Origin of the sequence: Thauera sp. AutoDN2 (genome assembly GCF_051280715.1) — a bacterium.
In the GTDB taxonomy this organism is placed as follows: domain Bacteria; phylum Pseudomonadota; class Gammaproteobacteria; order Burkholderiales; family Rhodocyclaceae; genus Thauera.
In genome coordinates, this window is the sequence record NZ_JBNCAR010000002.1 from 126,677 (window position 1) to 141,663 (window position 14,987).

Consider the following 14,987-nt stretch of genomic DNA (forward strand, 5'->3'; position numbering starts at 1 on the left):
CTCATTCGCTGGCCGCAGGCGCGGGCACGGGTTCTTCGGCAGGCTTGTCGGCGGCTCCGTCCGCAGCCTCGCCCATCCCTGCAGCAGCATCCGCAGCGCCCGCTGCCTCGCCGTTCGGCGCCAGGCCGTCGGTGGCTGGGGCGGATTCGGGCTCAGGCGCCTCCGACGCTGCAGACGCGGCCTCCGTTTCGACCTCATCCGCAGGCGCGGCGGCGGCCTTGGGGGGTTCAACCGGTTGCGGCGGACGGCCCGCGCGTACCTGCAGGTTGCGCAGCGCAGTGAATGTTTCGCTCAGATCGGGCGGCGTGTAGCGAATCTTCACTGCGCCAAGCGCCTGGAGTTCGCTAAGCACCAGCTTGACGCGCTCGTCGCCCTGGTCGAAGAAACGCTCGACCCAGCCGCGCGCCTGCGCGAGGTCGGTCTCGTAGGTGCGTCCATCACGTGCCAGCAGTGCAAGCCGTGCAGTGAGCAGGCGCAGCTTGAGATTTTCGCGCAGGAAGCTGCTCTGCTCCGGGGCGAGCAATACCGGCTCCTTGCCGTCCATGCGCTCGACGCGGATCACGGTACGCACCTCGTGCCACACGTCTGCAGCCACGGCCTGCGAAAAGCGCCAAGCCTTCTCCACCCAGCCAACGAAGCCGCCGCTCTGGGCGGGCCCAAGGTCGGCACCCACAGCGGCATCCGCCGACAGGGGGCGCTCGAAGGCAAGCGGCATCGCGTCGGCATGCTCAAGCAGGCGCTCGAGGCGGATGCTGAGCCCCGAGACGTCCAGCGCGGGCAGCAGGCGCAACTCGTCGATGTCACCCCCCAGCGCGCGACGCAAAGCCGAGAGCTGGCCACGGTCATGCAGCGCGAGCCGAGCCTCTGCTTCCTGCAAGGCGATCAGCGCGGCCTCCACGTTACCGGCGATCTGGAGTTGCTGTGCGGCGAGCGCGACGGCCTGTTCGACCTCCGCCACTACCCCTTCCTCGCGGCTGCGGGAGAGCTCCTGGTACATGGCCTGGAGCGCCTCAGCCTGCCCCTCGGTCACTTCGACCTTGGATTCGAGGGCGCCCAGCTTGCCCTGCAGCGAAGCGATGACTTCCTGCTGCTGGCGCACGATGCCCCGCGCTTCGGAGGCCACCGATTCGCCTTCCGAGAGGCGCTTGGCGAGTTCTTCGCGCAGCGTGACGGCCTGCGCCTGCGTATCGCGCACCTGCCAGATCGACCAGCCGGCGCCGCCGACGGCCACCAGCGCAACCAGCAAGGCCCACCAGCCCAACGTGCTGCGTCCGCGTTCAGGCTGAGTGTCTTCGCTTACTGCAGGTTCCGCCGGGGGCGGTACGGCAGGAACGTCCCCGGCTGGGGCCTGCTCGCCATCCGGCTGCTGGCGCGCACCTTCCGACTGCTCCGGCACGCGGTTTTCGGGAAGGTCTCGGGTCTCCCCCGGAGAGGATCTTTCAGCGTCCTCGGCCGACGCTTGCTGAGACGCTGGCGGCTGAGTCAGGGCGGGGATCTCTTCTTTCATGGTTCAAGTTTAACCAAAGTGGTTCACGAGCGTCTGCATCAGACCGTCGTCGCCCGCCGGCGTCTCCACCACGTGGGTGAAGCCTGCCTCCCGGGCCTGCGCAACGATGCGCGGGTGCGATGCAAATACGGTTACTGCACACAGGGCGGCCAGGCCATCGGCGCCCAGCATCTGACGAAGGTTGCGCACGCCCTCGCTGCTGGTAAGCAGCAGGCCGTCCACCTTTCCGCGCGCTACCGGATCGAGCAGTTGCGCGGGATCATTGTCGGGACAGAATCTTCGGTAACAGGTGACATATTCCACGCTTGCGCCCCGTTCACGCAAGGTGTCCGCGAGCAATTCACGCCCCCCGTCCCCACGCAGGATCAGAACCCTGCGCCCGGCGACCGCCTGCGCGGAGAACTCCGGCAGGGCGATCACCGCCTCGCTGTCGAATCCGTGCTGCGGCGCAATGACCTGCTCGAAGCCATAACCGCGCAGCACGCGCTCGCTGCCCTTGCCCACCGTCGCCACGCCGAGCGTGCGAGGCCAGGCACGGCGCGCCAGCACGAACTGCATCGCGTGATGAACGGCATTGGGGCTTACGAAGAAGGCGAGATCGAACTCGTCCAGGCGCGGAACGATCGCCTCGAGCGGCGCAGAATCAAGCGCGGGACCGACGGCAATGACGGGAAACAGCAGCGCGTTGCCGCCGAGGGCACGAATGCGCTCACACAGGCTGCCCGCCTGTTCGCGCGGGCGCATCACCACGAGCGTGCGTCCCGCCAGGGAACCTGCGAGGTCCGGAACGGCGGAGACGTCAGCGGTTGGGGGCATCATCGCACGTCTCCGAAGGCCGCTTAGCCGATATCGGCAAGGATGGCTTCGGCGCCTTGCGCGCGCAGCTCTTCAGCCAGCGCGCGACCTAGCACCGCAGCGTCTGCCGGCGCGCCCTCGCGCTCGGCACGCACGATCTCGCTGCCGTCGGGACGCGCGACAAAGCCGCGCAGCCACAGGCGCCCCGCACGCATGATCGCGTAGGCACCGAGCGGAACCTCGCAGCTGCCGGCCAGCGCGCGGGCAACCGCGCGCTCGGCCACCACGCAGGCGGTGGTCTCGGCATCGACCAGCGGCTGCAGCCACTCGATCACGTCGGCGCGCGCGGCTAGACACTCGATGCCCAGCGCGCCCTGCCCCGCGGCAGGCAGCGAAACCTCCGCCGGCATCACCGAGCGGATGCGCTCGCCCATGCCCAGACGGGTCAGGCCTGCAGCAGCCAGGATGATTGCGTCGTACTGGCCTTCGTCGAGCTTGCGCAGGCGGGTGTCGAGGTTGCCACGCAGGCTGGTCACGCCGAGGAACGGGTATTGCGCGTGGATCTGCGACTCGCGGCGCAGGGACGAGGTCCCGACCACCGCCCCCGGAGGCATGTCGGCCAGGCTCTCGTAGCGGTTCGAGACGAAAGCATCGAGCGGCACTTCTCGCGCGCAGATGCAGGGCAGCGCGAACTCGGCCCCCATCTCCATCGGCACGTCCTTCATTGAATGCACTGCGATGTCGGCCCGACCGTCGAGCAGGGCGGTTTCGAGCTCCTTGACGAACAAACCCTTGCCGCCGACCTTGGCCAGGGGACGGTCCAGGATCTGGTCACCCCGCGTCGTCATGCCGAGCAGTTCGACCTGGCAGCCAGGATACAATGCCTCGAGCCGGGCCTTGATGTGCTCGGCCTGCCACAGGGCGAGACGGCTTTCACGGGTGGCGATGACGATGCGCTCGGGGCTTTTCTGGCTCACGATGGATACTTACCTGACAGGATGGGTTCATGCGGACAACACCTGGACACCGTCCCGGAGCAGCATCCGGGCTGGCATCGTTGGTGCGTGCGTTCGGCGGCATTCTAGCATGCGTGCCGATCGCGCTCTCGGCCGCCGGCACGGGCCTGACCGGCGCCCTGGATCTGGCGGGTGACGCAGCGGCGATGCGCGCTGCGAAGATGCCGATGGTCGTGCTCTTCAGCCAGGCAGGATGCACGTATTGCGACGCTGCGCGCACCTACCTGGTGCCGATGGCACAAGACCCCGCCAACACCGGCCGCACCCTCTTCCGGCAGATTGACATCGACTCGGACGTCCCGCTCAGCGACTTCGCCGGACGCAAAACCACCCATCGCAAGCTCGCCAGAACACTGGGGGGTCGCTTCACACCGACCGTAGTCGTGCTCGACGCCGATGGCCGCCTCCTCGCCGAGCCCATCATCGGCATGCGCCTGGCGGACTTCTACGGACAGTACGTCGAGAACGCGGTCGATGAAGCGCGCGCACGCCTTGCAGCACGCCCCTGAGCCTGCCACGCGGGCCGGCAGCGCGCACACTACAGGCCGAGCGCCTGGCGGACGTGTGGCCACTGCCGCCGGCTGACCGACAGGCGTTCATCCACGCCTTTGAGGATCACCTCCCAGTGCGCATCGCTGCTCTCGTGATCGCCTGCGCGCTCGACACCCTGCACGGCTTCACGCGCAACGAGGCAGTTGCGGTGCAAGCGCAGGAAACGCTGAGGAAACTCCTCCTCCAGATGCACCAGCGATTCATCCAACAGATATTCGCGCTCACAGGTGCGCGCTGTCACGTATTTCAGCTCGGCACGAAAATACAGGACATCGCCCACCGGCAGCAGCAGGATGCGCCCGCGCTCACTGACGCTGAAATGACGCCGCTCGCCCGGCGCCATGGCCGCCAGCGCGTTGTCGTCGGGCACGCTGCGCCGGACCTCGACCTTGGCGAGCGCCGCTGCAAGCCGCTCTGCCCGCACCGGCTTAAGCAGGTAGTCGACTGCGGCCAGCTCGAAGGCCTCGACCGCGTATTGGTCGTAGGCAGTCACGAAGATCACTGCCGGCGGCGCCTCCAGCCGCGCGAGATGGCGGGCCAGTTCCACACCGTCCATGACCGGCATGCGGATGTCCGCCAGCACCACGTCGGCCGGCGCGTCCTCGAAGAGGCGCAGCGCCTCCTCGCCATTGGCGGCCATCCCGACGATGCGGGTCGGGTGCGGACCGGAAATGTCGCCGAGCAGGTCGCGCAGGCGGGTGCGCGCAGGCGCCTCGTCATCGACGATCAGTACGCGCAGCGCCGCAAGAATCGGCGTATCCATGCTCATTGTCTGCATCAGTCCCTCGTCCGGTAAGGCAGTTGGATGCGCACACGATAGCGCCCGCCGCTCTGCTCGATCTCGAGCCCCGCCTCAAGATCGTAGAACAGGGTCAGCCGCTCACGGATGTTGTCGAGCGCCATGCGGTTCCCGGCATGATGGCGCACCGCATCGCACACCGGGTTATCCACCTCCAGGCGCAGCATCTCGCCGCGCCGGGCGATGCGTACCACCACCTCGCCCGCTTCGGTCGAGGGCTCGATACCGTGGTAGACGGCATTCTCGACCAAGGGCTGGAGCAACAGCGGAGGCACCCGCGCGCGCAGCAAGGCCTCTCTACCCTCCGAGCCGGGGCCAGCATCGAGGGCCGCGCCATGCCGAACACCCTCCGCATCTGCCCGGGCGCCACCATCGAAAACCCAGCGCACCGTCAGGCGCTCACCCAGGCGCAGGCGCTCGAGATCGACATAGCGCTCACACAGCGCCAGCTCGTCGCCGAGTGGCACACGCTCCCGGTTGTCCTGCATCAGGGCACGAAACAGATCGGCGAGTTCCTCCAGCGCACGCTCGGCGCGGCGCGGATCGGAACGGATGACGCCGAGTACGCCATTGAGACTGTTGAAGAAGAAATGCGGTCGGATGCGTGCAGTGAGCGCCATCAGCCGCGCTTCGGCCAGCGCGGGAGAGTAGCGCCGATTGCGGTAATCAAAATAAAGCAGGGTCGCCGCACTCGCCAGCCAGCTCCACGCTAACGCACGCAGCAGGGTTGCTCCGCCGGCGCCGAGAAGCGGCGCACTGACGACCACCGCAGCGCTGGCCAGGCCGAACACCGCCAGTGGCCCGTAATGCCCCCTGCACTGGTGCAGCCAGGGCGAGAATAGATACAGCAACAGCACCGCAAGCAGCAAGGGCAGCTCGACCCGCCCAGCCATCAGCGCGAGCTGGGCGCCGAGCTGATCGAACTCGTCACCGCGGATTGCCACCGTGAGCAACGCCAGCAGATTCACCACCAGCAGCACACGCAACATCACGCCGAGGTTACGGAAATCGGGCAACCCCGCCACGGCGAGTCTGGAAGGCTTTTGCTTTATACTTTCCGGCATTTCTGTGCGCCGCAAACGCGGCGTTCCCCCTGGCTCCCGGCTGGATGCAACCTGCCGGTCCGATCGTCTTTCGCACCCCCATTATGACAGACACCACGATACCGGCCGCTGGCGACAACGAACCCGCCAAGGCCTGGTCCGGCCGCTTCACCGAACCCGTCTCCGACCTCGTCAAACGCTACACCGCCAGCGTGTTCTTCGACCAGCGCATGGCCGCACAGGACATCCGCGGATCGCTCGCACACGCGAAGATGCTGGCGAAGCAGGGCATCATCGGCGCGCAGGATCTGGCCGAGATCGAGCGCGGCATGGCCCAGATCGCCGGCGAGATCGAGCGCGGCGAGTTCACCTGGAGCCTCGATGACGAGGACGTCCATCTCAACATCGAGAAGCGCCTCACCACGCTGGTTGGCGACGCGGGCAAGCGCCTGCATACGGGCCGCAGCCGCAACGACCAGGTTGCCACCGACATCCGCCTGTGGCTGCGCGACGCGATCGACCAGATCCTCGCGCTGATCACCGACTTCCAGCGCAATCTGCTGGATCTCGCCGAAGCCCACGCCGGCACGCCGATGCCTGGCTTCACCCACCTGCAGGTGGCGCAGCCGGTGACCTTCGGCCACCACCTGATGGCCTATCTGGAGATGAGCCGGCGCGACGCCGAGCGCTTCGCCGACTGCCGCAAACGCGTCAACCGCCTGCCGCTCGGCAGCGCGGCGCTCGCCGGCACCAGCTACCCGATCGACCGCGAGTTCGTAGCGGCCGAGCTCGGCTTCGACGAGGTCTGCTACAACTCGCTCGACGCAGTGAGCGACCGCGACTTCGCGATCGAATTCTGCTCTGCTTCCGCGCTGCTGATGACGCACTTGTCGCGGCTGTCGGAAGAACTGATCCTGTGGATGAGCCCGCGCGTGGGCTTCATCGATCTCGCCGACCGCTTCTGTACCGGCAGCTCGATCATGCCGCAGAAGAAGAACCCGGACGTTCCCGAGCTGGTGCGCGGCAAGACCGGTCGCGTCAACGGTAGCCTGATCGCCCTGCTCACCCTGATGAAGGGCCAGCCGCTGGCATACAACAAGGACAACCAGGAAGACAAGGAACCACTGTTCGACACCGCAGACACGGTCATCGACACCCTGCGCATCTACGCCGACATGATGGGCAGCCGGATCGAGAACGGCAGCAAGGTATTCAACGTCCGCGTCAAGCAGGAGGCGATGCGGTCCGCCCTTACCCAGGGCTATGCCACCGCCACCGACCTGGCCGACTACCTGGTGAAGAAGGGCCTGCCTTTCCGCGACGCGCACGAGGCGGTTGCGCTCGCAGTGCGTGCAGCGGACATCAAGGGCTGCGACCTGCCGCAATTCACCCTGGACGAACTGCGCATCGCCATGGCCCACGTGCCAGGCGCCGCAGACCGACTCGGTGAAGACGTGTTCGCCGTGCTGACAGTGGAAGGCTCACTGGCATCGCGCAAGCACGTCGGCGGCACGGCACCCGAGCAGGTGCGTGCCGCGGTGGCCCGCGCGCGTGCCGCGCTCCTTGGCTGAAGACTGCCCTGCCACGACCGGCGCAGCCCCGGCCCCAGCACCGTTTCAGCCATGAGCGCGAGCCCCTCCCATCCCGGCCTCCCCGCCATCGAACTGGCGATGCGGGCCGCGACAGGAAACCGGTTCCACGTCGCCAGCGCGCAGCCGGTGGGTAGCGGCTCCATCCACGCCGCATTCATCGTTCAGGATGCAGGCGGCCAGCGCTACTTCGCAAAACTGGGCGAAAGCTGCCACGCCCCGATGTTCGCAGCGGAGGCCGAAGGCCTTGCCGCCATCGCCGCGAGTGACAGCTTCCGAACGCCGGCGGTGATCACGTGTGTGAGTGACGAGCGGTGCGCCGTGCTCGTTCTCGAGCACCTCGTGCTACGGCCGCTACAGTCCCCCGAAGACGGCACCCGCTTCGCCGATCTGCTGGTGAAGATGCACCAAAGGCGGGGAGAGCAGTTCGGCTGGGAGCACGACAATTTCATCGGCGCCACACGGCAGGCCAATCCCACACACGACAACTGGGCGCATTTTTTCGCCGAACAGCGTCTGCGCCCGCAGTTCGAGCTTGCGCGCATGAACGGCTTCGGCGGCGATCTGTACCGCCAGGGCGAGCGCCTGATCCCCCGTGTTCCAGCGCTCTTTCTCGACTATCGCCCGCAGGAGAGCCTGCTCCACGGCGATCTTTGGCACGGCAATGCCGCAATGCTGGACGATGGCACACCCGTGGTATTCGATCCTGCGGTGCATTACGGCGATCGCGAATCGGACCTCGCCATGAGCGAGCTGTTCGGCGGCTTTCCATCGAGCTTCTACGCCGAATACCGCGCGCGATGGCCGCTCCACGAAGACTACGAGCAGCGCAAGCCGCTCTACAGTCTGTACCACGTGCTCAACCACCTGAACCTGTTCGGCAAGGGCTACCTGCGCGAGGCGCTGCGGCTGGCCGCGCGGCTGAACGAGGAACTCGCTCGACGCAGGGACTAGGTCTTCAGCCTGTCCGCCGGCTGCGCAGCCGGCGCCAGCCCTTCGCCACGCCATGCCGCAGCAGCAGTCCGGGCGGCATGCGCATGTGGTGGTAACGCAGCCAGGCAAGGCGGCGCGCAAGCGTATCGCCGAGGCGCGGACGTGCCTCGGGCAGACGCGGCAGCAACACGCGCGCCAACATCCAGTCCATGAGCCGACGCGCAGCCGGCGGCGGCGGATCCGGCCAGAGCGCGGCGGGAACCGGGGTGTCGAGCCAGCGCTGGCAGGCCTGCAGCGCATGCCAGAACAGCCGCTGCGCGCCGAACTGCGCCACACGGGCAGCGAGCGCCCGCAGCGTCGCTTGATCCTGCGGCAGAGCACGCAGCATCGCATCGATGTCGAGCAGATCGCGCAGCCGTCCGTCGAGCTCGGTATCCTGAAACAGATGCACCACCGCATGGATGAGCTGATCAAGCGGGTCGAGCACGAAGTAGCGCGAGCCCGGCAGGCTCCGCTTCGCATCCCACAGCGCCATGGGATCGGGCCGGCAGCGACTGGTCACCGGCGCGATCCCATGATGCAGATCCAGCTCCAGCGCATGGCCCTCGGCCTGCATGGGGGGAAGCTCATGGCTCCACTCGCGGTAGTAGCGCAGGTCGTAAGGGTCGGTCACGGTCGAGCGCCAGCCGCCAGCTGCCAGCGCAGCCTCGGCCGCATCGAGCGCATCGCGACGAACCAGCAGGTCGATGTCGGCTGCAAGCCGCCCCTCGGCGAACGCCAGTCCCTGAGCGTGATACGCGGCACCCTTGATCAGCACCACCTCGATCCCGGCAGGCAGGACCCCGTCCAGCGCACGCAGCTCCTGCGCCAGCAGCTGGCGCCGCCAGGCGGCAAAATTCATTGCTGCCTGGAGGTGACCACGCGGCGGCTCGGGGAGCGCCCCCCAGCGCGCTGGATCGCTCGCCAGCCGGCGGCCGAGGGTGGCATGCACACGCGCCGCGCGCGCGAGGCGAACCACCCCCTCCCATTCGTCAAGCCCAAGCTCGCGGGCCTTTTCAGGGGTCTGCAGCACCGAGAGCAGCTCTGTCAGACCCGGTGCCTGCATGTCAGCCATCCGCCCCTCCCACCTGCTGGTCCAGCAGCGCATGCACGCACCGCACCGCATCATCCAGGCGTCCATACACGAGCTGATACGCCGGGCAGGCCTCCGCAAGATCCGCCACGGCATCGAAGCCGATACGCCCGAGCAGGCCGTAGTTGAAGCTGTTGAACGCGAGCCGCGTGAACGCCTGCTCCGGCGCCTGCGGCTGCAGTGTCAGCGCAGCCCCCTCGCGCCAGGCCGGAAAGAGGATCAGCCTCGGCTGTGCAGGGCGACGGATCGCCGCGACACTGGCCGCATCCGGCGCCAAGTGCGCCACGTCGCCCTTACGTGTGCCAGGGAAAGTCGGCCCAAGTTCAGCCCCGGCGTGGAAATCACGGATCACCTCGATCGAGGCATTCTTCAGCGCGACGGGCTTGAGCATGGGCAGGAAGTCGCCCTCCTGCGGACGCAGTACACCGAATTCGTCCGACAGCAGGCGCAGACCCGATAGCATCAGCGCCGCGGTCAGCGTGCTCTTGCCCGAGCCTGGAATGGCAGGCAGCACCACGGCGGCATCACCCCACGCGAGGACGCCTGCATGCAAAAGCACATACTGGTTGAAACGCTGCGCGAAGCTCCAATTGAGCCCCCACTCGTAATGAGGTAACGCGTGGCTGGCGGCGAAGGGATCGAAGGGCTGCACGCGATCGATCAGGAAACGCGACTGCGGGCGCAACCAGCGGCGAAGCCCGGCACCAGGCTCGATATCGACGTGGAAATCGACAAAGGGGAACGCATCCCCCAGCGAAAAATGCCGATACACGGATGCGAACGGCCCGCTGAACGCACCCACTGCGCTGCGCACGCGTACCACGCACGCGCCATAGTCCAGGCAGACCCCCTCGCCCCCCAAGCGTTTCTCGACCGACCCGACTCCCGCCGCGGCCCCTGGCCCCGCGCTTCCCGTAGGCGTCATGCGTCAAGCAACCCGATCTCTGCGAGCGCCGCGACCAGCGCGTCGAAATCTTCGCAAGATAGACCGGATTCGCGAGCGAGCTGCTGTTGCAACCGCTCCGGCGTCGCGGCCCCGGACGCAGCGAGCTCACAAACCACTGCTGCAATCGCCGCAAGCTCTTCGGGCAGCAGATGCGTCTGCCAGGTCAGAGAGTCGAAGACGACCGCTCCCTCGCCGAGGAAGCGCACTACCGAGCGCCTTGCCAGCACCGCGCGGGGTCAGGAGAGGATGACGGTATTACTGGCCGGGATGTTTGCCGAAGGCATCAGGGAGTTCCAGCACGACGCCCCCGCGACCGGCGCGATGTTGAACTGCGAGGCGTCGAGAACCAAGCCTTGGTCAGGGTAATTCAGCAGCACGTAGTGATACTCCCCTGCCCGCTGCGTGGGCGCATTCGCGCCGTTCGTGTGAACTTCGGCCAGGACAAGGGACGCAGAGCCATTCGACACGACGTACCACTGACTACCATAGTTGAACCCGATCGAACTCGAACTCTGCCCCTTGATCCGGAACGTCCAGGACTGGAACTGGGCCCGCACCCAACCGTCCCCTGCTGTGCTCACGACAGCCTGCACGGAACCGGGATCGAAGCGGGCGAGGCTCTTTGCGTCGCAGGTCGCGCTCGTGGCGGCAAGCGCCGCGCCGCTCGGCAGCGTAAAGACGACCGGCGCCGCGGCGGCTGACTTGATCAGGCGGCGGCGCTTCTCGTTGCTGGTTTTCTCTGGAGCGGACATAACGAATCTCTCTGCCTTGACTGTTCAGGACTCAGCTTAGTCCTTGCGAGTTCCTTTCGGGCGGTATTTGATCACACCTGCCATTCCATAAGCAAAAAACGCGCCTCGAAGGCGCGTCTTTCGGTCAATCCCTTATCTTTCATCAGCTTGCGCACGCAAGCAAGTTGAAGTCCCGCATCCGGCAATGATCCGATGTAAAAAAAACCGACATGCGGCCGGTTCAACCGCTGCGCTGCCGGGTCAGGCAGCGCCTTCGTCGGCTGCACCCGCGTCCTTCAGCAGTTGCTGCAGTTCACCGCTGTCGTACATCTCGCGCATGATGTCGCTGCCACCGACGAACTCGCCCTTGACGTAGAGTTGCGGGATGGTCGGCCAGTTGGAGTATTCCTTGATGCCCTGGCGGATGTCGTTGTCCGTCAGCACGTTTACGGCAAGCACTTCACGAACGCCACAGTTCCGGAGGATCTGCACCGCGGCGGAGGAGAAGCCGCACTGCGGAAACTGCGGCGAGCCCTTCATGTAGAGCACGACGGCGTTGTTGGTGACCTGATCGCGAATGACGTCCTGAATGTTCATGTTGGGGGCTTCTTAAAGTTGAGTTAACTGCTCGGGAATTCTAGAGAGCGACAAATGGGGCGTCAACCGCCACGCCCCAGCCATCGCCCGCCGCTCGCACGCTCAATGCCTGCGAGATCCTTCCATGAGGCAATGGCCGCGAATCCGGCGTCAGCCAGCAGGCCGCGCACCGCCACGGCCTGATCGTAACCGTGCTCCATGAGCAACCAGCCACCGTCTATCAGGCACGCCGGCGCGCCTGCGACGATGGTCTGCAGGTCGTCCAGCCCCTGCGGCCCCGAGACCAGCGCACCGTGAGGCTCGAAGCGCACGTCGCCCTGCTCCAGGTGGGGGTCGGCTGCAGCGACATAGGGTGGATTGGCGACGATGAGATCAAACTGCTCCTCTCCCAGCGCACCGAACCAGTCGCTCTGGACGAAGGACACGCTCGCGCCGAGCCTTGCCGCATTGGCCATGGCCACCCACAGCGCCTCGCGGGAACGATCGAGTGCAATCACCTCGGGTGCGTCCATCTCCAGCGCCAGGGTCACTGCCAGCGCGCCGCTGCCCGTACCCATGTCGAGCACGCGCGCACCACTGCGCCCGGCAAGATGGCCGAGTGCGAGCTCGACCAGCAACTCGGTGTCCGGACGGGGAATCAGTACGGCCGGCGTGACCATGAACTCGCGCCCGTAAAACTCGCGCTGCCCGACAAGATAGGCCACCGGCTCGCCCGCGCAGCGCCGCTCGACGAATGCGCGGTACGCCGCCCAGTCCTCCTCGGCAATCCGCTGCTCGGGGAAGGCGACGAGACGGGAGGCTGCGCACTGCAGCACATGGCGCAAAAGCACACGCGCATCCATCAGGTCGATCCGGGTGCGCGCCCAAGCAAGGGCGCTTGCGATATCGACCTCATCCTGACGGGGCTGGGCATCGGCGTGCATCACTCTTCCACCATTGCGGCAAGCAGGCTGGCCTGGTGCTCCAGCGTCAGCGCGTCGACGAGCTCGTCCAACTCACCCTGCATTACCGCATCGAGCTTGTAGAGGGTGAGGTTGATGCGGTGATCCGTCACGCGTCCCTGCGGGAAGTTGTAGGTGCGGATGCGCTCGGAGCGGTCCCCGCTGCCGACCAGGCTCTTACGCTGCGCAGCCTCGGCGCTCTGCTGCGCACGCACCTTCGCGTCGTAGAGGCGTGCGGCCAGCACGGCCATCGCCTGCGCCTTGTTGCGGTGCTGCGAGCGGTCGTCCTGACACTCGACGACGATGCCGGTGGGGATGTGGGTGATACGCACCGCGGAGTCTGTCTTGTTGATGTGCTGACCACCTGCGCCCGAGGCTCGGTATGTATCGATGCGCAGGTCAGCCGGATTGATATCCACTGCCTCGACCTCGTCGGCCTCGGGCAACACCGCAACGGTGCATGCGGAGGTGTGGATGCGGCCCTGCGTTTCGGTGACGGGGATGCGCTGCACACGGTGCCCACCGGATTCGAACTTAAGCTTCGAGTAGGCGCCCGCGCCAACCACGCGGGCGATGACTTCCTTGTAGCCGCCGAGGTCCGATTCGCTGGCCGAGACAATCTCCACCTTCCAGCGCTGGCGCTCGGCATAGCGGCCGTACATGCGCAGCAGATCGCCGGCGAACAGCGCCGCTTCGTCACCGCCGGTACCGGCGCGGATCTCGAGGAAGAGGTTGCGCTCGTCATTGGGGTCGCGCGGCAATAGCGCGCGCTGCAGCGCCAGCTCGAGCTCATCGATGCGCGCCTCTCCAGTGGTCAGTTCGGCTTCACCAAGTTCCCGCATTTCGGGGTCGGCAAGCAGCTCACGCGCGGTGGCGCAGTCGCTCTCGGCCTGTCGATAGTCACCGTAGAGCAGCACCACCGGCTCGATCTCCGCGCGCTCGCGCGAGCATTCGCGGAAGGCGCCCATGTCCTGCGCCGCATCCTCGGCTGCGAGGGTGCGATCCAGCTCTTCCAGCCGGCGGGTCAGGTGTTCGAGTTTGTCGCGGATGCTCTGCTTCATGAGGACGGACGAAAAGGGCCGTTCCGCCAGCATGTGGCAGAGACGGCAGGCGCCGCGGCTAGTGGTGGTCGCCGGACAGGTTGAACAGCTCGCGCACCACGCGGCCCGCTTCGGCCTTGTGCTCCCCTTCCGCCTGGTTCAGGAAGCGTGTGGGGCCGTGCATCAGCTTGTTGGTGAGACCGTGCGACAAGGCCTCGAGCACGCGCTGCGGATCCTCCCCCTTGGCGAGCAGACGCACCGCGCGCTCGAGCTCGGTCCGCCGCAGTCCCTCGGCGTGCTCGCGCAAGGAACGGATCACCGGCACCGTCTCGCGCGCGGACATCCAGTGCAGGAAGCCATCGACCCGGGTGTCAATGATCTGCTCGGCTTCGATCACCGCCTGCTGGCGCGACTCGATACCCTCTTCAACCACCTGCGCGAGATCGTCCACCGTGTAGAGGAAGATGTCGTCCAGCGCGCCGACCTCCTGCTCGATGTCGCGCGGCACGGCGAGGTCCACCATCACCATCGGACGGTGGCGGCGCGCCTTGACCGCGCGCTCGACCATGCCGAGACCCACTATCGGCAGCGGCGCTGCAGTACAGGACACGACCACGTCGAAGCGCGGCAGCGCGTCGCCGATCTGATCGATGCGCATGGTGCTCGCACCAAAGCGCGCAGCGAGTGCCTGCGCGCGCTCCTCGGTGCGGTTGGCAACCGTCATGGACTTGGGCTTTGCGCCGCCGAAATGCGCGGCGCAGAGCTCGATCATTTCGCCCGCCCCGATGAAAAGCACGTGCTGGTCGGCGACGCGCTCGAAGATGCGCTCCGTGAGATGCACCGCAGCAGCGGCCATCGAAACCGTATTGGCGCCGATCGCGGTGGTCGAGCGCACTTCCTTGGCCACCGCGAAGGTGTTCTGGAACAGCTTGTGCAACAGCACCCCCATGGTGCCCGCCTCTTCGGCGTAGCGTGCCGCATCCTTCACCTGACCGAGGATCTGCGGCTCACCAATCACCATCGAATCGAGTCCGCTCGCCACCCGGAAGACGTGACGGATCGCGTCGCGCTGCGGATAGGCATACAGGTAGGGGGAGACCTCGACCAGCGGCAGCCGGTGGAAGCGTGCCAGCCAGTCGGCCGCCGTCTGCGGCTGTTCAGCGGCGAAATAGAGCTCGGTGCGATTGCAGGTCGACAGGATCGCAGCCTCTCGCACCGAATCCGCATGCACGAGATCGTGCAGGGCCTGGGCCAGCCGCTCAGGCTGGAACGCAACGCGTTCGCGGATTGCGAGCGGTGCGGTGTGGTGATTCAGGCCGAGGGCGAAGAGTTGCATGCGGGGCTGGAGTCGATCGGAGCGAAGCGG

Annotated in this window: 17 protein-coding genes; 3 read left to right on the forward strand and 14 right to left on the reverse strand. The window is 66.7% G+C overall.

Going from position 1 to position 14,987, the window contains the following annotated elements; translation table 11 throughout:
* Position 1: 1 nt before the first annotated feature.
* The 3 genes from ACPT9U_RS01935 to hemC all read right to left on the reverse strand — a co-directional run bounded on the left by ACPT9U_RS01935 (position 2) and on the right by hemC (position 3,279).
* Positions 2-1,396, reverse strand: a complete 1,395-nt coding sequence (locus ACPT9U_RS01935; RefSeq protein ID WP_435749694.1) for a uroporphyrinogen-III C-methyltransferase — start codon at positions 1,394-1,396, stop codon at positions 2-4.
* A 120-nt stretch (positions 1,397-1,516) separates the two neighbouring features.
* Positions 1,517-2,251 carry a uroporphyrinogen-III synthase gene (locus ACPT9U_RS01940; RefSeq protein ID WP_435749780.1) on the reverse strand — a complete coding sequence of 245 codons (735 nt, stop codon included), beginning with the start codon at positions 2,249-2,251 and terminating at the stop codon, positions 1,517-1,519.
* A gap of 95 nt (positions 2,252-2,346) precedes the next feature.
* Entirely contained in the window at positions 2,347-3,279 is a 933-nt protein-coding gene (hemC, locus tag ACPT9U_RS01945; RefSeq protein ID WP_418364890.1) for a hydroxymethylbilane synthase, read from the reverse strand.
* 29 nt (positions 3,280-3,308) lie between these two features.
* Between hemC and ACPT9U_RS01950 the strand changes: the two genes are divergently transcribed.
* Positions 3,309-3,827 carry a thioredoxin fold domain-containing protein gene (locus ACPT9U_RS01950; protein ID WP_435749695.1) on the forward strand — a complete coding sequence of 173 codons (519 nt, stop codon included), beginning with the start codon at positions 3,309-3,311 and terminating at the stop codon, positions 3,825-3,827.
* Between the two features lie 29 nt (positions 3,828-3,856).
* Here ACPT9U_RS01950 and ACPT9U_RS01955 read toward each other — a convergent pair whose 3' ends face one another.
* Together ACPT9U_RS01955 and ACPT9U_RS01960 are read right to left on the reverse strand one after the other, a co-directional pair.
* A complete protein-coding gene (locus ACPT9U_RS01955; protein WP_418364888.1) occupies positions 3,857-4,648 on the reverse strand; it encodes a LytR/AlgR family response regulator transcription factor in 792 nt (263 codons plus the stop codon).
* A complete protein-coding gene (locus ACPT9U_RS01960) occupies positions 4,648-5,733 on the reverse strand; it encodes a sensor histidine kinase (RefSeq protein ID WP_435749697.1) in 1,086 nt (361 codons plus the stop codon). The genes ACPT9U_RS01955 and ACPT9U_RS01960 overlap by 1 nt, the downstream gene beginning before the upstream one ends.
* An 83-nt stretch (positions 5,734-5,816) precedes the next feature.
* Here ACPT9U_RS01960 and argH point away from each other — a divergent pair, with 83 nt between their 5' ends.
* Together argH and ACPT9U_RS01970 are read left to right on the forward strand one after the other, a co-directional pair.
* The gene (gene argH, locus ACPT9U_RS01965; protein WP_435749698.1) at positions 5,817-7,283 is read left to right on the forward strand and encodes an argininosuccinate lyase; all 1,467 of its coding nucleotides are present in this window, start codon (positions 5,817-5,819) and stop codon (positions 7,281-7,283) included.
* A 51-nt stretch (positions 7,284-7,334) separates the two neighbouring features.
* Positions 7,335-8,255 carry a fructosamine kinase family protein gene (locus ACPT9U_RS01970; protein ID WP_435749699.1) on the forward strand — a complete coding sequence of 307 codons (921 nt, stop codon included), beginning with the start codon at positions 7,335-7,337 and terminating at the stop codon, positions 8,253-8,255.
* Between the two features lie 4 nt (positions 8,256-8,259).
* Here the strand turns inward: ACPT9U_RS01970 and ACPT9U_RS01975 are convergent, their stop codons facing one another.
* The 9 genes from ACPT9U_RS01975 to hemA form a co-directional block, all read right to left on the reverse strand.
* Positions 8,260-9,348, reverse strand: coding sequence for a nucleotidyltransferase domain-containing protein (locus ACPT9U_RS01975; RefSeq protein ID WP_435749700.1), 1,089 nt, complete (start codon positions 9,346-9,348; stop codon positions 8,260-8,262).
* Complete coding sequence (locus tag ACPT9U_RS01980; RefSeq protein WP_435749701.1) at positions 9,341-10,228, reverse strand: HprK-related kinase A; 888 nt, start codon at positions 10,226-10,228, stop codon at positions 9,341-9,343. The genes ACPT9U_RS01975 and ACPT9U_RS01980 overlap by 8 nt, the downstream gene beginning before the upstream one ends.
* A gap of 59 nt (positions 10,229-10,287) precedes the next feature.
* A complete protein-coding gene (locus tag ACPT9U_RS01985) occupies positions 10,288-10,518 on the reverse strand; it encodes an HPr-rel-A system PqqD family peptide chaperone (protein ID WP_418364882.1) in 231 nt (76 codons plus the stop codon).
* 30 nt (positions 10,519-10,548) lie between these two features.
* On the reverse strand, positions 10,549-11,064 hold the full coding sequence (locus ACPT9U_RS01990) for a hypothetical protein (protein ID WP_435749702.1): 516 nt from the start codon (positions 11,062-11,064) through the stop codon (positions 10,549-10,551).
* 71 nt (positions 11,065-11,135) lie between these two features.
* Positions 11,136-11,330 (reverse strand): hypothetical protein, encoded by a 195-nt coding sequence (locus tag ACPT9U_RS01995; protein WP_435749703.1) that lies wholly within the window; start codon positions 11,328-11,330, stop codon positions 11,136-11,138.
* Positions 11,305-11,640: a Grx4 family monothiol glutaredoxin gene (gene grxD, locus ACPT9U_RS02000; protein WP_418364880.1), complete on the reverse strand. Its 336-nt coding sequence runs from the start codon at positions 11,638-11,640 to the stop codon at positions 11,305-11,307. The genes ACPT9U_RS01995 and grxD overlap by 26 nt, the downstream gene beginning before the upstream one ends.
* A 62-nt stretch (positions 11,641-11,702) precedes the next feature.
* Entirely contained in the window at positions 11,703-12,563 is an 861-nt protein-coding gene (prmC, locus tag ACPT9U_RS02005; RefSeq protein ID WP_435749704.1) for a peptide chain release factor N(5)-glutamine methyltransferase, read from the reverse strand.
* Positions 12,563-13,642 carry a peptide chain release factor 1 gene (prfA, locus tag ACPT9U_RS02010; RefSeq protein ID WP_435749705.1) on the reverse strand — a complete coding sequence of 360 codons (1,080 nt, stop codon included), beginning with the start codon at positions 13,640-13,642 and terminating at the stop codon, positions 12,563-12,565. Before prfA ends, prmC begins: the two co-directional genes overlap by 1 nt.
* Positions 13,643-13,700: 58 nt before the next feature.
* Entirely contained in the window at positions 13,701-14,957 is a 1,257-nt protein-coding gene (gene hemA, locus ACPT9U_RS02015) for a glutamyl-tRNA reductase (RefSeq protein WP_435749706.1), read from the reverse strand.
* Between the last annotated feature and the right edge of the window lie 30 nt (positions 14,958-14,987).